The sequence below is a fragment of the Streptomyces sp. NPDC059443 genome (assembly GCF_042750105.1).
GTDB lineage: Bacteria > Actinomycetota > Actinomycetes > Streptomycetales > Streptomycetaceae > Streptomyces.
On the sequence record NZ_JBHYVM010000010.1, the window covers coordinates 98,024 to 120,091 of the forward strand.

General features: G+C 72.1%; 21 protein-coding genes. 11 read left to right on the top strand and 10 right to left on the bottom strand.

Annotated elements, in window-relative coordinates; translation table 11 throughout:
* Positions 1–120 precede the first annotated feature (120 nt).
* On the bottom strand, positions 121–1,098 hold the full coding sequence (locus tag ACFXDJ_RS12650; protein ID WP_384848993.1) for a carbohydrate kinase family protein: 978 nt from the start codon (positions 1,096–1,098) through the stop codon (positions 121–123).
* Positions 1,099–1,231: 133 nt separating this feature from the next.
* On the opposite strand from ACFXDJ_RS12650, the gene ACFXDJ_RS12655 reads away from it, so the two are divergent.
* Both ACFXDJ_RS12655 and ACFXDJ_RS12660 read left to right on the top strand, forming a co-directional pair.
* Positions 1,232–1,456, top strand: coding sequence for a hypothetical protein (locus ACFXDJ_RS12655; protein WP_384663082.1), 225 nt, complete (start codon positions 1,232–1,234; stop codon positions 1,454–1,456).
* A gap of 88 nt (positions 1,457–1,544) precedes the next feature.
* Positions 1,545–3,023 (top strand): hypothetical protein, encoded by a 1,479-nt coding sequence (locus ACFXDJ_RS12660; RefSeq protein WP_384663080.1) that lies wholly within the window; start codon positions 1,545–1,547, stop codon positions 3,021–3,023.
* 74 nt (positions 3,024–3,097) lie between these two features.
* Here ACFXDJ_RS12660 and erpA read toward each other — a convergent pair whose 3' ends face one another.
* Complete coding sequence (gene erpA, locus ACFXDJ_RS12665) at positions 3,098–3,454, bottom strand: iron-sulfur cluster insertion protein ErpA (protein WP_214949940.1); 357 nt, start codon at positions 3,452–3,454, stop codon at positions 3,098–3,100.
* Positions 3,455–3,760: 306 nt separating this feature from the next.
* Here erpA and nadA point away from each other — a divergent pair, with 306 nt between their 5' ends.
* Complete coding sequence (gene nadA / locus ACFXDJ_RS12670) at positions 3,761–4,960, top strand: quinolinate synthase NadA (RefSeq protein ID WP_384663078.1); 1,200 nt, start codon at positions 3,761–3,763, stop codon at positions 4,958–4,960.
* A 131-nt stretch (positions 4,961–5,091) separates the two neighbouring features.
* On the opposite strand, the gene ACFXDJ_RS12675 is transcribed toward nadA, so the two are convergent.
* The 3 genes from ACFXDJ_RS12675 to ACFXDJ_RS12685 all read right to left on the bottom strand — a co-directional run bounded on the left by ACFXDJ_RS12675 (position 5,092) and on the right by ACFXDJ_RS12685 (position 10,055).
* Entirely contained in the window at positions 5,092–8,229 is a 3,138-nt protein-coding gene (locus ACFXDJ_RS12675) for an efflux RND transporter permease subunit (RefSeq protein WP_384848996.1), read from the bottom strand.
* Positions 8,230–8,363: 134 nt separating this feature from the next.
* Positions 8,364–9,050 carry a response regulator gene (locus ACFXDJ_RS12680; RefSeq protein WP_384659174.1) on the bottom strand — a complete coding sequence of 229 codons (687 nt, stop codon included), beginning with the start codon at positions 9,048–9,050 and terminating at the stop codon, positions 8,364–8,366.
* A gap of 165 nt (positions 9,051–9,215) precedes the next feature.
* A complete protein-coding gene (locus ACFXDJ_RS12685; protein ID WP_384848999.1) occupies positions 9,216–10,055 on the bottom strand; it encodes an adenosylcobinamide-GDP ribazoletransferase in 840 nt (279 codons plus the stop codon).
* A gap of 70 nt (positions 10,056–10,125) precedes the next feature.
* Between ACFXDJ_RS12685 and ACFXDJ_RS12690 the strand changes: the two genes are divergently transcribed.
* Positions 10,126–10,896, top strand: a complete 771-nt coding sequence (locus ACFXDJ_RS12690) for a hypothetical protein (RefSeq protein WP_384659163.1) — start codon at positions 10,126–10,128, stop codon at positions 10,894–10,896.
* Between the two features lie 77 nt (positions 10,897–10,973).
* On the opposite strand, the gene ACFXDJ_RS12695 is transcribed toward ACFXDJ_RS12690, so the two are convergent.
* On the bottom strand, positions 10,974–11,252 hold the full coding sequence (locus tag ACFXDJ_RS12695; protein WP_384659160.1) for a hypothetical protein: 279 nt from the start codon (positions 11,250–11,252) through the stop codon (positions 10,974–10,976).
* Positions 11,253–11,265: 13 nt separating this feature from the next.
* The gene (locus tag ACFXDJ_RS12700; RefSeq protein ID WP_384659158.1) at positions 11,266–12,060 is read right to left on the bottom strand and encodes a PspA/IM30 family protein; all 795 of its coding nucleotides are present in this window, start codon (positions 12,058–12,060) and stop codon (positions 11,266–11,268) included.
* A 246-nt stretch (positions 12,061–12,306) separates the two neighbouring features.
* Between ACFXDJ_RS12700 and ACFXDJ_RS12705 the strand changes: the two genes are divergently transcribed.
* Positions 12,307–12,915 (top strand): DUF3043 domain-containing protein, encoded by a 609-nt coding sequence (locus ACFXDJ_RS12705; RefSeq protein ID WP_384659155.1) that lies wholly within the window; start codon positions 12,307–12,309, stop codon positions 12,913–12,915.
* Between the two features lie 38 nt (positions 12,916–12,953).
* On the top strand, positions 12,954–13,697 hold the full coding sequence (locus ACFXDJ_RS12710; RefSeq protein ID WP_384659171.1) for a class I SAM-dependent methyltransferase: 744 nt from the start codon (positions 12,954–12,956) through the stop codon (positions 13,695–13,697).
* Positions 13,698–13,803: 106 nt separating this feature from the next.
* Here the strand turns inward: ACFXDJ_RS12710 and ACFXDJ_RS12715 are convergent, their stop codons facing one another.
* Positions 13,804–14,016 carry a hypothetical protein gene (locus ACFXDJ_RS12715; RefSeq protein ID WP_384659152.1) on the bottom strand — a complete coding sequence of 71 codons (213 nt, stop codon included), beginning with the start codon at positions 14,014–14,016 and terminating at the stop codon, positions 13,804–13,806.
* Between the two features lie 111 nt (positions 14,017–14,127).
* Here ACFXDJ_RS12715 and ACFXDJ_RS12720 point away from each other — a divergent pair, with 111 nt between their 5' ends.
* The 5 genes from ACFXDJ_RS12720 to ACFXDJ_RS12740 all read left to right on the top strand — a co-directional run bounded on the left by ACFXDJ_RS12720 (position 14,128) and on the right by ACFXDJ_RS12740 (position 20,516).
* Complete coding sequence (locus ACFXDJ_RS12720) at positions 14,128–15,333, top strand: bifunctional adenosylcobinamide kinase/adenosylcobinamide-phosphate guanylyltransferase (RefSeq protein ID WP_384659149.1); 1,206 nt, start codon at positions 14,128–14,130, stop codon at positions 15,331–15,333.
* A gap of 85 nt (positions 15,334–15,418) precedes the next feature.
* On the top strand, positions 15,419–16,480 hold the full coding sequence (gene cobT, locus ACFXDJ_RS12725; RefSeq protein WP_384659146.1) for a nicotinate-nucleotide--dimethylbenzimidazole phosphoribosyltransferase: 1,062 nt from the start codon (positions 15,419–15,421) through the stop codon (positions 16,478–16,480).
* 84 nt (positions 16,481–16,564) lie between these two features.
* Entirely contained in the window at positions 16,565–18,493 is a 1,929-nt protein-coding gene (locus tag ACFXDJ_RS12730) for a phosphatidylglycerol lysyltransferase domain-containing protein (protein WP_384849002.1), read from the top strand.
* Entirely contained in the window at positions 18,490–19,257 is a 768-nt protein-coding gene (locus tag ACFXDJ_RS12735; RefSeq protein WP_384659138.1) for a hypothetical protein, read from the top strand. The genes ACFXDJ_RS12730 and ACFXDJ_RS12735 overlap by 4 nt, the downstream gene beginning before the upstream one ends.
* A gap of 29 nt (positions 19,258–19,286) precedes the next feature.
* Positions 19,287–20,516, top strand: a complete 1,230-nt coding sequence (locus tag ACFXDJ_RS12740; RefSeq protein ID WP_384849007.1) for a sensor histidine kinase — start codon at positions 19,287–19,289, stop codon at positions 20,514–20,516.
* Between the two features lie 26 nt (positions 20,517–20,542).
* Here ACFXDJ_RS12740 and ACFXDJ_RS12745 read toward each other — a convergent pair whose 3' ends face one another.
* Positions 20,543–21,373: an endo alpha-1,4 polygalactosaminidase gene (locus tag ACFXDJ_RS12745; protein ID WP_384660038.1), complete on the bottom strand. Its 831-nt coding sequence runs from the start codon at positions 21,371–21,373 to the stop codon at positions 20,543–20,545.
* Complete coding sequence (locus ACFXDJ_RS12750; RefSeq protein WP_384660044.1) at positions 21,370–22,032, bottom strand: spherulation-specific family 4 protein; 663 nt, start codon at positions 22,030–22,032, stop codon at positions 21,370–21,372. The genes ACFXDJ_RS12745 and ACFXDJ_RS12750 overlap by 4 nt, the downstream gene beginning before the upstream one ends.
* Between the last annotated feature and the right edge of the window lie 36 nt (positions 22,033–22,068).

A 22,068-nucleotide genomic window follows, 5' to 3' on the forward strand; every position in this document is an offset into this window, starting at 1 on the left:
CGCGCCGCCCCCCCCCCCCCCCGCCCGCTCCCGGGGGGGGGCCCCCGCCCCCACCCGCGGGTGGGGGGCTTATCTCCCCCCCCCCCGCCGGCGTTTGAGGCGATCTTTCAGCCCCGACGGCTACGCGGGCAGGTGGGCGCGGACCTGCGCCGCGGCCGGCTCGCCATAGGCCTTCGTGAAGCGCTCCATGAAGTGCGCACGGGCCAGGGTGTACTCCTGCGTGCCCAGCGTCTCGATGACCAGCGTCGCCAGCATGCAGCCGACCTGCGCCGCCCGCTCCAGGCCGACGCCCCAACCCAGACCCGTCAGGAAACCGGCGCGGAACGCGTCGCCGACGCCCGTCGGGTCCACCTTCGCGGTCTCCTCCGGGCAGCCGACGATGATCGGCTCGTGGCCGACCCGGTCGATGCGGACGCCGTTCGAGCCCAGCGTGGTGACGCGCGTGCCGACCTTCGCCAGGATCTCCGCGTCGGTCCAGCCGGACTTCGACTCGATGAGGCCCTTCTCGTACTCGTTCGAGAAGAGGTACGTCGCGCCCTCCATCAGGGTGCGGATGTTCTCGCCGTCCATACGGGCGATCTGCTGCGAGAAGTCCGCCGCGAAGGGGATCTCCCGCGTCCGGCACTCCTCCGTGTGGCGGAGCATCGCCTCGGGGTCGTCCGCGCCGATCAGGACGAGGTCGAGGCCGCCGACGCGGTCCGCGACCGCCTTCAGCTCGATCAGGCGGGCCTCGCTCATCGCGCCCGTGTAGAAGGAGCCGATCTGGTTGTGGTCGGCGTCCGTGGTGCAGACGAAGCGCGCGGTGTGCAGCACCTCGGAGATGCGCACGGAGTCGGTGTCGACTCCGTGCCGCTCCAGCCAGGAGCGGTACTCGTCGAAGTCGTAGCCGGCCGCGCCGACGAGGATCGGGCGGGAGCCGAGCTGGCCCATGCCGAAGCAGATGTTCGGGCCGACGCCTCCCCGGCGGACGTCGAGGTTGTCGACGAGGAAGGAGAGGGAGACCGTGTGCAGCTGATCCGCGACCAACTGGTCGGCGAAGCGGCCGGGGAAGGTCATGAGGTGGTCGGTGGCGATGGAGCCGGTGACTGCGATGCGCACGGGGTGAATGCTCCTGCTCGGGAGGGCAAGGGTGACAGTCAAAACTACCCGGTCGGCAGCGGTTGACCGACCGGCTGAAACTACCCCGTAGTAGGGCTTTCTTCACCCGCGGTGACCTGTCTACGGTGCCCACATGACCTATACCGATGGCTTCGGGTACTCCGAGACGGCTCAGAACACCGCCGACGCCCGTCCCGGTTTCGCACGGCTGCTGGGCGATTGCGCGCGGATGGCCCCGCACTGGACGGTCCCCGCGGACCCCCGTCCGGACCGGGTGGCGCCCTCCCAGATCCACGGGATCCGCGTCCCGGCGGCCTCGGCCCGGCTGATCGCCTCCACCGCCGTCTACGGGGACTGAGAGACGGGCAGGGCCCGGGGGAACCGGATCCGCGTCTGTTCCGTCACATCCGCATCACCACCGGCGGGACGGGCGAAGGAGCGATGCGGTGACCAGCGAACAACCGGGCACATCCGATACACCACAGGCCACGCGGCGGCGGCCGGCCTGGGCCGTCGGCGCGATCGCGGCCGCGGTCCTCGTCACGGGCGGCGGCACCGCGTACTGGGCCTCGACCGCTCACGGTGAGGGCCGTACGGGTTCCACCGCGGCCTCCGCGCCCCGCGCGGCTTCCGATCGGGCCGCACCCACTCCGCCCGGTCCCGGCATCGCGGTCGGCGAGCCCGATCCCTCCGGCGGCGGGGTCACCTACGCGGCGGACGTCAAGCTCCCCGACGGCCCGGCCACCGCGCCCGCCTTCGCCGCGAGCGGCGAGGTGGCCTCCGCCGACGTGGCCCGCCTGGCGGCGGCCCTCGGCCTCTCCGGCGCGCCGCGCCGGATCGGGGAGCTCTGGCAGGTCGGGGAGACCGCCGACGGTTCCGGGCCCCGGCTCACGGTGAACAGCAAGGCCCCCGGCACCTGGACCTTCTCCCGCTTCCAGGTGGGCGGCGCCGGGGACGACTGCGTGCGCGGCAAGGACACCTGCGGCCCGGCCACCCTCCCCGAGGACCCGGGCAAGGATCAGGGCAAGGACCAGGTAGCCGGGAAGCCCCTCTCCGAGGAGGCAGCCAAGGCCGCCGCGGCGCCCGTACTGGCGGCCGTCGGCCAGAGCGGCGCCAAGCTGGACGCCCGGCTCGTCCAGGGCTCGGTGCGCGTGGTGAGCGCCGACCCGGTGGTGGGCGGGCTCCCCACGCAGGGCTGGTCCACCAAGGTCGGCGTCGGGGCGGACTCCCGGGTGGTGTCGGGCAGCGGCGAGCTGACGGCCCCCGTACGGGCCGCCGAGCAGCCGGTGATCGGCGCCGTGGAGGCGCTGGCCCGGCTGAACAAGAGGTCCGCGGGCGCTTCGGACGGCACGGGCCCCGGCCCCAGCGGCTGCGCCACGAGCGTCCCGCTGGCTCCGGACACCGCGGTCGGCGCGACGGACACGCCGCCGTGCAACCCGGAGCCCCGCCCGATGAAGCCTCCGCGCACGGAGTCGGTACGGGGCGCCGTGCTCGGGCTGGTTCCGGGGACGGTCGACGGGGGCCGGGGCCTGGTTCCGGCCTGGCTGTTCGAGGTGGCGGGCAAGGCCGGTGGTCCGGGCCGCACGGTGGCCCAGCCGGCGGCCCTGGCCGAGGACACCGGGCCGGGCACGGCGACTCCCGCGCCTCCGGCCGGGAAGACGCTCACGGTGCCCGGGTTCTCGTACTCCGAGGCCGACCGGACCCTGACCGTGAACTTCTGGGGCGGGGTGTGCAGCACGTACGCCCTGGAGGTCCGGGAGCAGCCCGAGTCGGTCATGGTGAAGATCACCGACACGCCGAACAAGCCGGGTCAGGCCTGCATCATGCTCGCGCAGGAGATGACGCTGACGGCCAGGCTCCAGCAGCCGCTCGGCGACCGGAAGGTGATCGACGCCACGACGGGCAAGCCGATCCCCCGCGCGTAGGAGGCGGCAGCGCATGCGAGAGGGGCCCGGCGGTCGTATCCGACCCGCCGGGCCCCTCTCGTCGTCCTACAGGCTTAGCTGAAGGAGTCGCCGCAGGCGCAGGAGCCCGTGGCGTTGGGGTTGTCGATCGTGAAGCCCTGCTTCTCGATGGTGTCGACGAAGTCGATGGACGCGCCGTGGAGGTACGGGGAGCTCATCCGGTCGGTGACGACCTTGACGCCGTCGAAGTCCTTCACGACGTCGCCGTCGAGGGAGCGCTCGTCGAAGAAGAGCTGGTAGCGCAGGCCCGAGCAGCCGCCGGGCTGAACGGCGACGCGCAGCGCCAGGTCCTCGCGGCCTTCCTGCTCAAGCAGGGTCCTGACCTTCTCGGCGGCGGCGTCGGACAGGAGGATGCCGTCGCTCACAGTGGTCTTTTCGTCCTGTACGGACATCTGCATTCACTCCCGAAGTGGGCGGCTCCCCACTCCAAGGCGGGGAAACGTCGGACTCTTGCCGTCGGTGGCAACGAGCGGGACCGCGGTTTCATTCCGGGACCCGACGCTTGTTTCAGAAATTCCATGCTCGCACACCGCGCGAGGAGGCGAGCCGTACCGGGGCAGGCCGGGGGCGGGCGAATGCGTCACATCGACACTATCGGCATCGTCAAAGTGACGTGAAGCAGCTATGATAGATAGCGTCAAATAGACGAGAAGTCGAAGCCGATGGCTTCAGAAGTCCCTTGTCGCAGAACAGAAAGGGTGCGTGTCGTGACCACCGCCCAGCCTTTGGACAACCAGCCTTTGGACGTCCAGCCGACGCCCCTCGCCCTGCTGCTGCTCGGCCGCGAAGCCGACCCCAAGAGCGAACGCGGGGTGGAGTGCCCCGGCGACCTGCCGTCGCCGTCGGACCCGGACCTGGTGGCGCGCGCCCGCGCGGCCAAGGAGAAGCTCGGGGACAAGGTCTTCATCCTCGGCCACCACTACCAGCGCGACGAGGTCATCGAGTTCGCCGACGTCACCGGCGACTCGTTCAAGCTCGCCAAGGACGCGGCCGCCAAGCCGGAGGCCGAGTACATCGTCTTCTGCGGCGTCCACTTCATGGCGGAGTCCGCGGACATCCTCACCTCGGACGACCAGAAGGTCGTCCTGCCCGACCTCGCCGCGGGCTGCTCGATGGCCGACATGGCCACCGCCGAGCAGGTCGCGGAGTGCTGGGACGTGCTGACCGAGGCCGGTATCGCCGGCACCACGGTGCCCGTCTCGTACATGAACTCCTCGGCCGACATCAAGGCCTTCACCGGCAAGCACGGCGGCACGATCTGTACGTCGTCCAACGCCAAGAAGGCCCTGGAGTGGGCGTTCGAGCAGGGCGAGAAGGTGCTCTTCCTGCCGGACCAACACCTGGGCCGCAACACGGCCGTCCGCGACATGGGCATGTCCCTGGACGACTGCGTGCTCTACAACCCGCACAAGCCGAACGGCGGCCTGACCGTCGAGCAGCTCCGGAACGCCAAGATGATCCTGTGGCGCGGTCACTGCTCCGTACACGGCCGCTTCTCGGTGGACTCCGTCAACGACGTGCGCGCCCGCATCCCCGGCGTCAACGTCCTGGTCCACCCCGAGTGCAAGCACGAGGTGGTGGCGGCCGCGGACTACGTCGGCTCCACGGAGTACATCATCAAGGCGCTGGAGGCGGCCCCGGCCGGCTCCAAGTGGGCCATCGGCACCGAGCTGAACCTCGTACAGCGCCTGGCCAACCGTTTCGCCGCGGAGGACAAGGAGGTCGTCTTCCTCGACAAGACGGTCTGCTTCTGCTCGACGATGAACCGCATCGACCTCCCCCACCTGGTGTGGACCCTGGAGTCCCTGGCCGAGGGCAACCTCGTGAACCAGATCCAGGTCGACAAGGAGACCGAGAGCTTCGCCAAGCTGGCCCTGGAGCGCATGCTCGCGCTGTAGCGGGCTGTCGCGGCTGGAGCGGCTGGAGCGGCTGGAGCCTCTCGGGCCGCGCGAAGCCCCGTACACGCCCGAAGGGCCGCCCCTCCAGACGGAGGAGCGGCCCTTCGGCGTTGGACGGGGCCCTACCGGGGTCAGACCTTGACCGGGGTCTCGTCCGTCGAGTCCGCCGGGGTGGACGGGGACGGGACCACGGTCAGGCGGGCCGTCTTCTTCACGCGGCGGCGCTCCTTGAAGAGCTCGAACATCGTGTAGAGCGTCGGCACCAGGAGCAGCGTCAGCAGGGTGGAGCTGATCAGGCCGCCGATGACGACCACCGCGAGCGGCTGCGAGATGAAGCCGCCCTCGCCCGTGACGCCCAGCGCCATCGGGAGCAGCGCGAAGATCGTCGCCAGTGCCGTCATCAGGATCGGGCGCAGCCGGTGGCGGCCGCCCTCGATGACCGCCTCGACCACGCCGAGGCCCTGGGCGCGGTACTGGTTGACCAGGTCGATCAGGACGATCGCGTTGGTCACGACGATGCCGATGAGCATCAGCATGCCGATCATCGCCGGAACGCCCAGCGGGGTGCCGGTGACCAGGAGCAGGCCGAGGGCGCCGGTGGCCGCGAAGGGGATGGAGACCAGCAGGATCAACGGCTGGACGAGCGAGCGGAACGTCGCCACCAGCAGCATGAAGACGATCGCGATGGCCGCCAGCATGGCCAGGCCCAGGTCTCCGAAGGCCTTGCTCTGGTCCTGTCCGACGCCGCCGATGGTGGCGGTGGCGCCCGCGGGCAGGTCCAGGGCCTTGATCTTCGTCTGGAGCGCGCTGCTCACCGCGCCGGTGTTGTCGCCGACCGGCTTCGCGGTGATGGTGGCGGCGCGGGCGCCGTCGATCCGGGTCATCGCGACCGGGCCGGCGACCTCCTTGACCTCGGCGATGTCGCCGAGCTTGACCGGACCGACCGGCAGCGCCTGCAGCTGGGCCAGGGTGGTGGCCGGCTGCGCGGACTTGATGACGATGTCCCGCTCGGTGTCGTCCAGTACGGCCTTGCCCGCCGGGTTGCCCCGTACGGCCTGGGCGACGATCCCGCCGAGCGCGGCCTGGCTGATGCCGAGTTCCGCGGCCTTGGGGGTGGCGGTGACCGAGATCCGGGGCACGGACTGGGACAGGTCGCTCTGGACGTCGGTGACGTCCTTGAGGGTGGCCACCTCGCCGCGGACCTGCTCGGCGGCCTTGGCCAGGACGCCCGCGTCACCGGCCTTGACCACGACGCTGAGGTTCTGGCTGCCGAAGCCGCCGCCCGCCGAGATGCTGGTGTCGCCGATGCCGTCGAGGCCCTTGAGGGTGCTCTGGATGCGCTTCTTGACCGCGTCGGAATCCTTCGAGTTCTTCAGGGTGACCTGGTACGAGGCCTGGTTGGAGCCCGTACCACCGCCGAAGGCGGCCATGAACCCGGAGGAGCCGACGGTGACCTGGTAGTCCTTGGCCCCCTCGGTCTGCGCCAGGGCCTTCTCCACCTTGTGGCTCGCCTCGTCGGCGGCGGCCAGCGAGGTGCCGGGGGCCAGCTGCTGCTTGACGGTCAGGACTTCCTGGGCGCCCTGGTCGAAGAAGTTCGTCTTGAGCAGCGGGGTCATGCCCAGCGTCGCGACGAGCACCACCACGGCCACGACCAGGGTGGTGATCCTGCGGCGGGTGACCAGGCCCAGCGCCCGTACGTAGAACCGCTGGAGCTTGCTGCGCGACTCCTTCTCCTCGGCCTCGCGGCGCGCCTTCTCGGCGCTCGCCGCGTCCCCGGCGCTCACGCCCTTGGGGGCGCGCAGGAACCAGTACGAGAGCACCGGCACCACGGTCAGGGAGACGATCAGCGAGGCCAGCAGGGACGCGGCGACGGTGATGGAGAACGGACCGAAGAACTCGCCGACCATGCCGCCGACGAAGGCGATCGGCAGGAAGACGGCGACGGTGGTGAGGGTGGAGGAGGTGACCGCGCCGGCCACCTCCTTGACCGCGGTGATGATCGCGGTCTCGCGCTCCTCGCCGTAGCCGAGGTGGCGCTTGATGTTCTCCAGGACCACGATCGAGTCGTCGACGACCCGGCCGATGGCGATGGTGAGCGCGCCCAGCGTCAGCATGTTGAGGGAGAGGTCGCGGGTCCACAGCACGATCAGCGCGAGGACCACGGACAGCGGGATGGAGACCGCGGTGACCAGCGTCGAGCGCAGCGAGCCGAGGAAGACCAGGATCACGATCACCGCGAAGACCAGGCCGAGCAGGCCCTCGGTGGTCAGGCCCGAGATGGACTTGGCGACGGCCGGGCCCTGGTCGCTGACCACGGTCAGCGCGGCGCCGGAGCCGAGGGTGGAACGCAGCTCGGGCAGCTTGTCCTTGACGGCGTCCGAGATGGCGACGGCGCTGCCGTCCTTGTCCATGGTCAGGACGAGGGAGAGGCTGGGCTTGCCGTTGGTGCGGGTGATGGAGACGGCCTTGGCGGGCTCCTGCTTCACGCTCGCCACGTCACCGAGGCGGACGGCCGGCTTGCCGGGTCCGGCGGTGAGGCGCAGGTCTTCGAGCTGGGCGAGCGAGGTGTAGCCCGAACCGACGCGTACGGTGCGGTTCTTGCCCGCCTCGTCGAAGGAGCCGGCGGGGACGGTGGCGCCGCCCGCCTGGAGGCCCTGGGCGAGGGCCTGTCCGTCGATGCCGGCGGCGGCGAGCTTGCCTGCGTCCGGGGTGACCGTGACCTGGAGGTCCTGGACTCCGTTGACGGTGACCTGGCGGACGCCCGCGATGTCCTGGAGGACGGGGACGACCGACTTGTTCAGCTGGTCGGCGAGGGCCTGCTGGTCCTTGTCGGAGGTGACGGCGAGGACCACGGTCGGCATGTCGTCGGTGGAGCCGGCGACCACCTGCGGGTCCACCTCGGAGGGCAGCCGGACGCGGGCCCGGTTGACGGCCTGCTGGACGTCGGCGACGAGCTGCTTGGTGCCGGTGTCGCCGTAGTCGAAGGTCGCCATGATGAGGGCGTTGCCCTCGCTGGCGGTGGAGGTGATGCCGGTGATTCCGTCGACGCCCTTGAGGGTGGCCTCGATCGGTTCGACGACCTGCTTCTCCACCACGTCGGGCGAGGCGCCCTGGTACGGCGCGAGCACCGACACCATCGGCAGGTCGATGGAGGGCAGCAGCTGCTGCTTGAGCTGCGGGATGGCTATGGCACCGAAGAGGAGCGCGACGAGCGACACGAGGCCGATCAGCGCCCTTTGGGCCAGGCTGAAGCGGGACAGCCGGAACATGGGTATGAGGATCTCTCTGCAGTGACGAGGCGAAGGCTCCTCAGTTTTTCGTGCGCGCGGGCGCGCGGGCGTCGGCCCCAGGTCCCGTCCTGGCCCGTGGCATACCGCGTCCGCAGTAGCCGGAGCTACTGCGCCTACTCGGCCCGGGGCCTGACTAGTCCCGATTCGTAGGCGATGACCACCAATTGGGCACGGTCGCGGGCGCCGAGTTTGGCCATGGCCCGGTTCACGTGCGTCTTGACGGTGAGCGGGCTGACCTCCAGCCGCCCGGCGATCTCGTCGTTGGACAGGCCCGCCGCCACGAGTACGAGGACCTCGCGCTCCCGTCCGGTCAGCGCGGCGAGCCGCTGCGCGTGCGCCGCGGCGGTGGCGGAGGTGTGGGTCTCGTCGCCGCCGCCCTGGGCGAGGAAGGTGGCGATGAGCCCCTTGGTCGCGGCCGGGGAGAGCAGCGCGTCACCGGCGGCGGCGACGCGGATGGCGTTGAGGAGTTCCTCGGGCTCGGCGCCCTTGCCGAGGAAGCCGGAGGCGCCCGCCCGCAGGGCCGCGGCGACGTACTCGTCCACCTCGAAGGTCGTCAGCATCACCACGCGGACCCCGGCCAGTTCGGGATCGGCGCTGATCAGCCGGGTGGCGGCGAGGCCGTCGGTGCCGGGCATCCGGATGTCCATGAGGACCACGTCGGGGCGGGCGGCGCGCGCCAGCTCGAAGGCCTGCGCCCCGTCGGAGGCCTCCCCGACGACCCGCATGTCGGGCTCCGAGTCGACGAGCACCTTGAACGCGCTGCGCAGCAGCGCCTGGTCGTCGGCGAGCAGCACCCTGATGGGTGCCGGAGCCTGGTCCGGGGCCTGGTCCGGGGTCTGCGTCTGGGCCTGGGCATGCGTCTGGGGCGGGGTCTGTTCCACGACCCGACCCTACGTCGCCCCGCGCGGCGGGATCGCGTGCGGGGGCGGCGTCACCCCAGGGCTCACCCCGGGCTCACCCCGGGCTCACCCCAGGGCCAGGACCACCAGGACCGCCGTCGCCGACACCTCGGCCAGGGCTCCGAACACGTCCCCCGTGACCCCGTCGAACCGCCGGACACAGCGGCGGAGCAAGGCCTCGGCCACGAGCAGGCCGGCCAGGACCGCCGCCGCGTGCTGCGCGGCGGAGCCCAGGCCCAGCGGCAGCGTGGCCGCGGCCGCCAGGACGATGGTGAGCGCGGCGATGGCGGCGGCCGAGGCGCGCGGGACCACCCCGGCGACCGCGGCGCCCAGCCCGCCGGGTCGGGCCGGCGGGATGCCCGCGCGGGAGGCCAGGGTCATGGCGAGCCGGGCGGTGACGGCGGCGAGCACGGTGGCGAGGGCGCCGCGGATCCAGCTGTCGGCGTACGCGTTGGACAGGGCGGCGACCTGTACCAGCAGCACGAAGAGCAGCGCCACCACCCCGAAGGGGCCGATGTCGGACTGCTTCATGATCCGCAGCGCGGCCTCGGCCGGCTTGGCGCTGCCCAGTCCGTCCACGGTGTCGGCGAGGCCGTCCAGGTGCAGGGCGCGGGTCAGGGCCGCCGGTACGGCGACGGAGACGGCGGCGGCGAGCAGCGGACCGCCGCCGGACAGCAGCAGCAGTACGCCGGGCACGGCGGCCAGGACGCCCACGACCAGTCCGGCGAGCGGGGCGCAGACCATGCCGGTGCGGGCGGCGGGGCGGTCCCAGCGGGTGATGCGGGCGGGCAGGACGGTGAGCGTGCCGAAGGCGAACCGCACTCCGTCGAGCAGCGAGGCCCGCTCCGGGGGCGGTGGGGGCGGTGAGGGCGGCGTCTGGGGCGGGCCGTCGTACGAATCTGTCATCGGCGCGAACGCTACCCGCTCGCCGAGAACGGTAAGTTACCCATTACGGCCCAAATCGGGAGGTGGTGGCATGGGTCACTGGTGGTATCGAAACATTATGGAGCCGGGGAAGCTCCCCCTGCTCCTCGCCCTGGTCTCCTTCGTCCTGTCCTTCCTGGTGACCCGCGTGATCACCCGGCTGATCCGGGCGGGGCGGGGGCCGTTCAAGAACGTCACTCCGGGCGGGCTGCACATCCACCACGTCGTACCGGGCGTGGTCCTGGTGATCATCGGCGGGTTCGGCGCGGTCGGCAGCGGCCGGCACGGTTTCGGGGCGGGGCTGTCGGCCGTCATCTTCGGGCTGGGCGCGGGGCTGGTGCTGGACGAGTTCGCGCTGATCCTGCACCTGGACGACGTCTACTGGAGCGAAGAGGGCCGCAAGAGCGTGGAGATCGTGGTCCTGACGGCCGCGATCGTGGCGCTGGTGCTGGGCGGGTTCCTGCCCTTCGGGGTCAACGACCTCACCACCGAGGAGAAACAGAGCCGCGGGCTGGTCGTCATCAACACGGCGACCAACTTCTTCCTCGCCCTGATCGCCCTGTGGAAGGGCAAACCGCGCACGGCGTTCTTCGGCACGGTCATCCCCTTCGTGGCGCTGGTCGGCTCGATCCGCCTCGCCCGGCCCGGTTCCCCGTACGCGAAGAGGTTCTACGCCAACCGCCCGAGGGCACGTGCCAAGGCCGGGCTCCGCGCCTTCCACCACGACCGCCGGTGGGCGGTTCCGCGCCGCAAGTTCGAGAACTTCATCGGCGGGACCCCGGACCCGGAGCACGCGCCCGACCCCGGCGCGAAGCCGCACTGAACGGCGGAAGGGCCCGCTCCCCGAGGGGGGCGGGCCCTTCCGTCACTTCCGTCAGCCACGTCCGTCAGCCGCTGGCGTCAGCCCGGGATCAGGCCGTCGTCGCTGAGCATCTCCCTGACCTCGTCCAGCGTCGCGTCCGGCGCGGGCAGGATCAGCTCGGACGGCTCCAGCGCGTCGTCCGGGAGCGGCTCGCCGAGCCGCCGCACCTCGTCGAGCAGCGCTCCCAGCGTGCGCCGGAAGCCCTCCTCGTCGCCGGACTCCATCTCCGCGAGCAGTTCGTCGTCCAGCTCGTTGAGCTTGGTGAAGTGGCTGTCCGCCAGCTTCACCTGACCTTCCCCCATGATGCGGACAATCATGACGGGCCCCGTCCTACTGCTTGTCGAACCGGTGGGGGGTCTGCGACGGCTGGCCGGTGCCCGGAGCGCCGCCCTCGATGGCCTGCTGCTGGGCGGAGGGTCCGCCCGCCAGCTCGGCCTTCATCCGCTGGATCTCCAGCTCCACGTCCGTACCGCCCGAGAGGCGGTCCAGCTCGGCCTGGATGTCGTCCTTGGAGCCGAGGCCGCTCTGGTCGTCGAGCGCGCCGGAGGCCAGCAGCTCGTCGATCGCGCCGGCGCGGGCCTGCAGCTGGGCCGTCTTGTCCTCGGCCCGCTGGATGGCGAGGCCGACGTCGCTCATCTCCTCGGAGATGCCGGAGAAGGACTCGGCGATCCGGGTCTGCGCCTGGGCGGCCGTGTACGTGGCCTTGATGGTCTCCTTCTTCGTGCGGAAGGCGTCCACCTTGGCCTGGAGGCGCTGCGCGGCCAGCGTCAGCTTCTCCTCCTCGCCCTGGAGGGTCTGGTGCTGCACCTCCAGGTCGCTGACCTGCTGCTGGAGGGAGGCCCGGCGGGACAGGGCCTCGCGGGCCAGGTCCTCGCGGCCCAGGGCGAGGGCCTTGCGGCCCTGGTCCTCCAGCTTGCTGGACTGGCCCTGGAGCTGGTTCAGCTGCAGCTCCAGCCGCTTGCGCGAGGTCGCCACGTCGGCGACTCCGCGGCGCACCTTCTGAAGCAGTTCGAGCTGCTTCTGGTACGAGTAGTCGAGGGTCTCGCGCGGGTCCTCGGCCCGGTCAAGGGCCTTGTTCGCCTTCGCGCGGAAGATCATCCCCATACGCTTCATGACACCGCTCATGGGCTTCGCGCGCCCCCTTCTAGACGGACTGTGCTCCAGGTCACCAACAAGACCCAGAGTACGGGCCCTGCATCTATTACCGCACTGTTCGAGTACGGATGGGCTCCTCCTCCAGGACGACTGCTCCGCCGCCGTGTCAGGCGTAAGGAGTAGGTGCTCCCCTCACAGGTGCTCAACAGGAAGGACGCCCGCCGTTGCCGGATCGTTCCCGGCCGGGATGGGGCCCGTGCCCACAACCACGTACGCTTGGGTTTTGTGTTTGGTAGCCGATCCTCCAAGGAAGAGAAGGCCGCCGCCACCGACAAGGTGAGCGCCGACCTCTCGCAGCCCCGTGACCCGCAGGCCCCGAAGGGCCGCCCTACGCCGAAGCGTGCTGTGGCCCAGTCGCAGCGCAAGGCCGTGGTGGCCTCGACCGGCAACCGCAAGGAGGATGCCAAGCGAGCCCGTGAACGCCGCAGGGTCGAGATGACCAAGCAGCGCGAGGCCCTCGCGAATGGCGACGAGCGTTATCTGCCCACCCGCGACAAGGGCCCCGTACGCCGCTACGTGCGCGACTTCGTGGACTCCCGCTTCTCCGTGGCCGAGATGTTCCTGCCGCTGGCAGTGGTCATCCTGGTGCTCACCATGGTGCGGGTGCCGTCCATCCAGAACATCGCGCTGATGCTGTGGCTCGGCGTGATCGCGCTGATCATCGTCGACTCCGTCGGCCTGTTCATCCGCCTGCGCAAGGCGCTGAACACGAAGTTCCCCGACGAGCCCAAGCGCGGCGCCGTCGCGTACGGCCTCATGCGCACCCTCCAGATGCGCCGGCTGCGCCTGCCCAAGCCGCAGGTCAAGCGCGGGGAACGGCCCTGAGCGGATTCTCGGACGGAGCCCGGCTCTGGCTTGAGGGCCTGGGCGGGCTCCGCAACGCCGTCCGCCAGGAGCTCGTCGGCCGCCAGGTCGACGAGCAGATAGCGCACCGCTTCCCCGTGGGGCAGCGGCTGCGCGTCCTCGACGTGGGCATGGGTCAGGGCACCCAGGCGCTGCGCCTGGCCCGCGCCGGACACATGGTGACCGGCCTGGAGCAGGACCCGGCCATGCTGGCCGTCGCCCAGGAGGCGCTGGCCGCCGAGCCCGCCGGGATCCAGGACCGCGTCCGCCTCATGGAGGGCGACGGCCGGGAGACCGGGGCGCACTTCCTGCCGGGCAGCTTCGACGTGGTGCTCTGCCACGGCGTGCTGATGTACGTGCCCGAACCGGACGCCATGCTCGCCGGGCTCGCCCGCATGCTGGCCCCCGGCGGACTGCTGTCCCTGCTGGTGCGCAACGGCGACGCGCTCGCCATGCGGCCCGGCCTCGGCGGCGATTGGACGGCCGCGCTCGACGCCTTCGACACCACCGACTACACGAACCGGCTGGGCCTGGACGTGCGCGCCGACCGGCTGGCCGTGCTGACGGCCACCCTGTCCGGGATCGGCGCCCCGCTGCAGACCTGGTACGGCGTACGGGTCTTCACCGACGGCACCGAGGCCGGGGAACGGCTCCCCGACGACTCGGAACTGGAGCGGCTGCTCGCCGCCGAGGACCGCGCCGGGCGGACCGACCCGTACCGCGGGGTCGCCGCGCTGCTGCACCTGTGCGGCGTACGGGGCTGAGCCCCCGCAGACGGCCGACATGCCCGGAGCCCGGGTCCGCTCGCGGACCCGGGCTCCGTCGCATCCGCTGCCGGCCCGGCCGGATCAGAGCCGGATCAGAGCCGGATCAGAGCTCGGCCGCCTCGCGCAGGCTCATCGTGTACAGCTGGACGCCGCTGTCGTCCGACAGCTTCACCTGCTCGGTGCCGCCCTCCAGCAGGTCCTTCCAGTACTCGCCGATCCACGACTCGGCGTCCCCCTGCGTGGTGAACTCCTCCGGAACCACCGACGGGCTCGTCTCACTGCCGTCCGCCGCCTCGAACCGCCACGTCCACGCCATGTCCGCCTCCGTTGCTCGTCCGCTGAGCGCTGATCGCACGCTTCTCGTCTTGAGTGTGCCCAGAGACTAGCCGGGCGCGCACCACTCTCGGCGACGCGGGAGGATCATCCTGTGGAACTCACTCTGCTCGGCACCGGCACCCCCGAGGGACTGCCCCGCCCCGGCTGTCCCTGCGCCGCCTGCGCGCTCTCCGTCGGGCCCCGGGCGCGCGCCGCCACGGCCGTGCTCGTCGACGGGGCGCTGCTGCTCGACCTGACCCCGGGAGCCGTCCTCGCGGGCGCGCGCGCGGGGCATTCACTGACCGGCGTACGGCAGGTCCTGCTGACCCACCCGCACGACGGCCCGGCCGTGGAGCTCCCGCCGGGGCTGCCCGCCGCCGGGCGGGTGCCGGACGGGCGGGAGCTCGCGGTGATCTCCGGGCACCGGGTGCTGGCGGTGGCCATGGACGCGCCGGGCACCGGGTACGAGGTGACCGGCCCGGACGGGGCCCGGCTGCTGTACCTGCCGCCGGGCGGGGCCCCGGCCGGAAGCAACGGGACGAGCGCGCGGCGCCCGTACGACGTGGTCCTCGCGGACGTGCTCGGCCGCCCGGAGGCGCTGGCCCGGCTGCGGGCGAGCGGTGCGGTGGGCCCGGCGACGGACGTGATCGCGGTCCACCTGGACCACGACACCCCGCCCGGCCCGGAGCTGGAGCGCCGCTGCGCGGCCCTGGGCGCCCGGGCAGTGGCGGACGGCACGACGGTGGCGACCGGCGAGTACCGGGCGCTGCCCCGGGTGCCGCGCCGGACCCTGGTCCTGGGCGGAGCCCGGTCGGGGAAGTCCTACGAGGCGGAGCGCCGGCTGACCGGCTTCCCGGAGGTCGTCTACGTGGCCACGGGCGGCACCCGGGAGGGCGACGCGGAGTGGGCGGCGCGGGTCGGCCTGCACCGGGAGCGGCGGCCTTCGTCCTGGCGGACGGTGGAGACCTGCGAGCTGGCCGGGCTGCTGGCCGAGGACGGGCCGCCACTGCTGGTCGACTGCCTGTCGCTGTGGCTGACGGACGCGATGGACCGGGTGTCGGCCTGGGACGACGCGGCCTGGGCCGAGGGCGGCCGCAAGGAGCTGGAGGAGCGGATGGGCGAGCTGGTGGCGGCGGTCCGCGCGGCCCGCCGCCCGGTGGTGCTCGTCAGCAACGAGGTCGGCTCCGGGGTGGTCCCCGCGACGGCTTCGGGGCGGCGGTTCCGGGACGAGCTGGGGCGGCTGAACGCGGGGGTCGCGGGCGAGTGCGAGCACGTCCTGCTGGTGGTCGCGGGCCAGCCGGTGGTCCTCAAGGGCTGACTCCCGCTCAAGACGGGCCGCAGGCCCCGTACCGGAAGGGCCGGCGGGGCTGAGTATGCGGGGGCTCGGCTGTACTCTCTGGCAGATGACCACGCTGAATCTCGACGACTTCTCCGATCTGATCGAACGCCCCGACGGGGGCGTACGGCGTGATGCCGAGGAACGCCGTGAGCGGCTGGCCGTACCGGTCGGGGCGCTGGGGCGGCTCGACGAGCTCGCCGAGTGGCTCGCGGCCGCGCAGGGGCAGGTGCCGGTCAAGCCGATCGAGCGGCCGCGCGTCGTGCTGTTCGCGGCCGACCACGGGATCGCCTCCCGGGGGGTGTCCGTACGGCCCGCAGGCAGCGCCCACGAGCTGGTGCGGGCCGTGCTCGACGGCAAGAGCCCGGTGGCCATCCTCGCCGCGCGGCTCGGCGCCTCCGTGCGGATCGTCGACGCGGGCCTGGACTGCGATCCCGATCTGCTGCCTCAGGAGATCACCAAGCACCGCGTCCGGCGCGGCAGCGGGCGGATCGACGTCGAGGACGCGCTGACGGCCGAGGAGGCTTCGGCCGCGCTGCGCCTCGGCATGCAGATCGCCGACGAGGAAGCCGACTCCGGGACCGATCTGATCGTGCTCGGAGATCTGAGCGTCGGCGGGACCACCGTCGCCGCGACGCTCGTCGCCGCCCTGTGCGGCACCGACGCCTCCGTGGTCACCGGCCGCGGCGGCGTACCCGTGGACGACCTGACCTGGATGCGCAAGTGCGCGGCGATCCGCGACTCGCTGCGACGCGCCCGGCCCGTCCTCGGGGATCAGGTCGCGCTGCTCGCCGCCGTCGGCGGCGCGGACTTCGCCGCGATCACCGGTTTCCTGCTCCAGTGCGCGGTGCGCCGCACCCCCGTCATCCTCGACGGGGTCGTCTCGGCGGCCTGTGGACTGGTGGCCCAGCGGGCCGCCTTCCGCGCCCCGGACTGGTGGCTGGCCGGTCAGGCCAGCGGGGAACCGGGCCAGGCCAAGGCCCTGGACCGGATGGCACTCAACCCGGTACTGGACCACGGCGTCACTGTGGGAGAAGGAACCGGGGCATTGCTCGCTCTTCCCCTCGTCCAGGCGGCCGCCGCACTCGCGGCCGAACTCCCTGAGCGAGTACAGGAACCGACGGAATGAGTCACCGGGGCCCGCGGTCCTGACCAGGCCGCGGTCCTACGGACCGCCGATCACGGACCGCGACGCCCCATATCATCGCTTTTTATGGGAGAGGTCCGTTTGACCAGCGCAGAGACCGAACGGAAGACCGACCGGGGAACCGGTACGGACCCGAACGGCAACGGGAAAACAGGGGGCGGCCGGGAATCCGGCCGGGAGAACGGCAAGGAGACCGGCAAGGAGACCGGCCGGGAGAGCGGCAGGGGAAGCGCCCGGTCGCGGCGCAGCGCCGGGTTCGCGGTGTGGTACCTGCGCGCCGTCACCTTCGTCAATCTGCTCAGCGCGGTGTGGCTGTCGCTCGGCCAGGACCTGCGCCGGCACAGCACCGCCGATTTCTACACCCCGTACCTGCTCACGGCGGGCTTCGCCTCCGCGGCCTTCTCGCTGCTGCTCACGGTCACCATGGGCCGCCGCAAACGCGCCGCGTGGATCTTGAACCTGGTCCTCAGCGGACTGCTGCTGCTGGCGTTCACCATGGCCGCCGTCGCCTCCTTCACCCCTTGCTCGGGCGGTGACTACGAGTTCTGCTACCCGGAATTCCGCGGCCACGCCCAGAACTGGGTGGCCTTCGCGCTCACCGCGCTCTTCGTCGGCGCGCTGCTGCTGGGCCGCCGGGAGTTCTACGCCAAGGGCGACCGCTCCAACCCGCTGCTGGCCAGCCTCGTGGCCTCCGTGGGCCTGCTGCTGACCTCGCTGGTCGCCGCCCTGATCGTCGGCGCGACCAACACCGACCCGGACGCCGCGGACGCCACCTTCCTGGCCCGCTGGCGGTACGGCGTGATGCGCCTGGTCACCCTGGCCCCGGACGACAAGGCGTACAACTCGATCACCACCCCCGGCTGGGTGGACGTCGCCATCAACGTCATGTCCACGCTGCTGCTGCTCGCCGTGCTGTTCGCGGCCTTCCGCTCGCGGCGCGCGGTCGACCCGCTCACCGTGGAGGACGAGGACAAGCTGCGCGCGCTCCTGGCCAAGCAGGGCGACCGCGACTCCCTCGGCTACTTCTCGCTGCGCCGCGAGAAGTCCGTCATCTGGTCCCCCACCGGCAAGGCCGCCGTCACCTACCGCGTCGTCGGCGGGGTCTCGCTGGCCTCCGGCGACCCGATCGGCGACCCCGAGGCCTGGCCCGGCGCCATCGAGCCCTGGCTGGCCGAGGCCCGCGAGCACGGCTGGGTGCCCGCCGTGATGGGCGCGAGCGAGGAGGCCGGGCAGATCTACGCCCGGCACGGACTGGACGCCCTGGAGCTCGGTGACGAGGCGATCGTGGAGACCGCCGAGTTCACCCTGGAGGGCCGCGCCATGCGCACCGTCCGCCAGGCGTACAACCGCGTCAAGCGGGCCGGTTACACGGTCCGCATCCGCCGCCACGCGGACATCCCGGCCGAGGAGATGGACGTACTCCTGCTGCGCGCGGACGACTGGCGCGACGGCGCGACCGAGCGCGGCTTCTCCATGGCGCTGGGCCGGCTGGGCGACCCCGGGGACGGCCAGTGCGTGATGCTGGAGTGCTTCGACGGCGACGGCGCCCTGCGGGCCGTGCTGTCCTTCGTGCCCTGGGGACCCAAGGGCCTGTCCCTGGACCTGATGCGCCGTGACCGGGATTCCGAGAACGGCCTGATGGAGTTCATGGTCATCGAACTCCTTGAGCGTTCAAAGGAGATCGGGGTCACACAGGTCTCGCTCAACTTCGCGATGTTCCGTTCCGTCTTCGAGCGTGGGTCGAAGCTCGGCGCCGGTCCGGTGCTGCGCATGTGGCGCTCGCTGCTGAGCTTCTTCTCGCGCTGGTGGCAGATCGAGTCCCTCTACCGGGCCAACGCCAAATACCGGCCGATCTGGGAACCGCGGTTCATGCTCTTCGAGAAGAGTTCGGATCTGCTGCGGATCGGTATCGCGGCGGGCCGGGCCGAGGGGTTCCTGGAAGCCCCCGGCCTGCCGAAGTGGATGCACCGCAGACATCTGGAGAGCAAGCGTTGACCACTGCCTCACTGCGGCGGTTCGCCCGCCGCGAGTGGGGGCCCCTGTACTGGACGATCCGGGACGCGCTCGTCCACAAGAAGTGGCGGGCGCTCCCGATGACCCTCGGCGCGGTCTGCCTGACCTCGGTCTTCCAGATCGTGCAGAACACGTCATGGGGCTTCCAGCCGGTCCAGAACCTCGGGTCGGTCAAAGCCGTCGACCCGCTCTGGCTCGCCCTGCTGCGCACCCCCCTGTCGCTGTTCGTGCCCGCGCTGGACCTTCCGGTGTGGGGGGCGCTCGCCCAGATCCTGCTCGTCTTCGGGATCTCGGAGATCTGCATCGGGTGGTGGCGCACGCTGGCCATCGGCTACGTGGCCACCCTCGCCGGGACCACGTACGCGCGGATCGGGCTCTCGCTCGGCGCGGACCACCCCTTCGGCCTGCCGGACACGGACCGGATCGTCAACGACACCGGGCCCTCGGCGGCGGTGGTCGGGCTGGCCATCTACGTCTGCTGGCGCTACCGGGCGTACCTGACCGGCTCCGTGGTCATCGTGCTGATGACCGGCGAACTGCTCTTCAAGGACAATCTGGCGGGCAAGGAGCACCTGGCGGCCATCGCCTCGGTGATGGCGCTCTGCTTCGTCCGCGCGAAGTGGGGCCCCGAGCGCTCCCGCACCCCCCTGGGCGTCCGGCCGTGGGCCGATCCCCCGCCGGCGCCGCCCTCGCCACCCGCGCCGCCCGCGGTCCCGCCGCCGTCGCCGCCGGTTCCCCGGGACTGAGAGCGCCCGCGGGGCCGTACCGTATCGGGGTGACGACAGAGCTCGGGCCGTTCGCCCGCACGCGGCGGTGGATGCGGGACCATCCGCTGGCCACCGATGCCGTACTCGCGCTCGGGGCGCTCGTCTCCATGGTCGTCGGGTCCTTCGCCAGCCCCCACGGGGCCCACGGGCCGACCTTCGGCACCCGTACCCCCGCCACGTTCTCGCTGTTCCTCATGGTGCTCGGCGCGGCCGCCCTGGTGTTCCGGCGCCGGCGGCCGCGCGTCGTCCTCGCCGTCACCATCGGGCTCTCGCTGCTGGAGCTGACCAGCGGGGAGCCCCGGGCGCCCGTCGCCATGTGCGCGGTGATCGCCCTGTACACGCTGGCCTCCCGCACCGACCGGCCCACCACCTGGCGGGTCGGCGTCCTCACCATGGCCGGGCTGACGGGCGTGGCCATGCTCTCCGGCCCGCTGCCCTGGTACGCCCAGGAGAACATCGGCATCTTCGCCTGGACCGGCATGGCGGCCGCCGCCGGGGACGCGGTGCGCAGCCGCCGTGCCTTCATCGACGCGATCCGGGAGCGGGCGGAGCGCGCCGAGCGGACCCGGGACGAGGAGGCCCGGCGCCGGGTGGCCGAGGAGCGGCTGCGGATCGCCCGGGACCTCCACGACGTGGTGGCCCACCACATCGCCCTGGTCAACGTGCAGGCGGGCGTGGCCGCGCACGTCATGGACAAGCGCCCGGACCAGGCGAAGGAGGCGCTGGCCCACGTCCGCGACGCCAGCCGTTCCGCGCTGAACGAACTGAGGGCCACGGTGGGGCTGCTGCGCCAGTCCGGCGATCCCGAGGCCCCGACCGAGCCGGCTCCGGGGCTGGCGGTCCTGGACGACCTCGTGGACACCTTCCGCAACGCCGGGCTCCCGGTGAAGGTCATGGTGCAGCTGGGCCGGTCCGCCGCCGACACGGCTCCCCTGCCCGCCGCCGTGGACCTGGCGGCGTACCGGGTGATCCAGGAGGCGCTGACCAACGTGCGCAAGCACGCGGGCCCGGGGGCGCGGGCCGAGGTCAGCGTGGTCCGGGTGGGCACTTCGGTCGAGGTGACCGTGCTGGACGACGGCGGGTCCCCGGCGGACCCGGCCGCCGAGCCCGTGGACGAGGGCGGCGGCCACGGCCTGCTCGGCATGCGCGAGCGGGCCGTGGCCCTGAACGGCTCCTGCTTCGCAGGTCCCCGCTTCGGGGGCGGCTACCGGGTGCACGCGATCCTTCCCGTGGGCTGAGGCCGGGGAGCGGGAAAGCCGGTGCACTAGCGGCAGACCTCGCGCCAGACCCCCAGCTCGGACTTCTTCTGCAGCGAGCTGAGCTTGTCCTCCCGGGCCTTCGGGCACCACTGCTTGAGCGGCTTCTCGTACTCCACGTGGAAGACGGCCTTGCCCGCCTTCACGAAGGGCGCGACCCGGTCGCACTCCTCGTACTGCATGCACTGCTCGTTGACCGCGAAGTCGAACTCCCCCACCAGCTGCGGGATCTGGTCCAGGTCGTTCTTCAGCCCCACCGACAGGCCCCGGTCGTGCGCCAGCTTCGCGATCAGCCGGTTGTACTTCAGCTGGTCGTCGGCGGTGAGCGGGAAGCCGGACTTGTTCCGGTAGCCGTCCATGTTGTCGGGCTCCACCGCGTCGAAGCCCTTGTCCCGGCACATGTCGAACCGCTTGCCGATCAGCGGTTCCAGTTCGGCGAGCCGCCGGACGTCCAGCCAGCGCTCGCCCTCCCAGCCGTTGCCCTCCCCGCGCATCGACTGCGGGAAGGCGTCGGCGTCCGGCCGGAAGTCCTCCCAGGCGCCGGTGGACAGGTAGCAGATGGTCCGCCGGCCGGCCTTCTTCAGCTCGGCGACCTGCTCCTTGGTGGTGTTGAACCCGTCGACGTCGTAGACGGCGGCCTTCACCGAGGTGTCGAGCTTCCCGGTGAGCTGCCACTGCCAGCTCACCCCGGGCGCGGGCTGCCAGCGCTCCCCCGGCGCCGGGGCGGGCGAGAGGTCGTCGGGCTGGTCCTCGTCGCCCTGGCCGGGCGAGGAGGTACAGGCCGCGAGGAGCAGGAGCGGTACGAGGATCAGCAGGCGGCGCGGCGACGGGCTCTTCATCCGGCGGCCTCCAGGGCGTACGGCAGGGTCCCCCACGGGTGCGCGCCGGTCCCGGGGACCGCGCAGTGCACGGCCGCCCCCCGCTCCAGCGCCAGCTGCCCGGCCAGTTCGGCGGCCAGGGCGCCCGGCGGGACGGCGTACACCAGGTGGCAGAACCGCTGGGCGGGATGGTCGGCGGTCCACGGCGGTACGGCGGCCGCGTCCCGGTAGGCGTCCCACGGCCCCTCGAAGGTGACGAGCAGGTCGGCGAGTTCGGCGTATCCGGGGTGCGGGTGCACTCCGTGGTTGAGGACGACGGTACGGGCCCCGGCGGCCCGGGAGGCGACGGCGAGCCGTGCGTAGTGCGGCAGGAACTCCGGGTCGGCGGCGGCCTGGTCCAGGAAGACCCCGTCGGTGCCGTACCAGTCCCGGTGGCGCAGCAGGTCCTGGACGACGGCGGCGTGCGGGCGGCGCCCGTAGTCGGTGTCGGCGTACCCCAGGACGGGCACCCCGGCTTCGCGCAGCCGCCCGGCGACGGCGGCGAACCGCTCGTCGGGGGCCTCGCCCGGCCCGTTGTCGGGGTTGAGCACCACCGAGTGCAGCCGGCCCGCGGAGCGGATGAGCAGCTCCCAGTCCTCGGGCCGGTCGGCGGGGTGCTCGTAGAGGGGCACCAGCAGCATGTGGTCCTTCTTCTCGTGCGTGTCGTACGGGTTCAC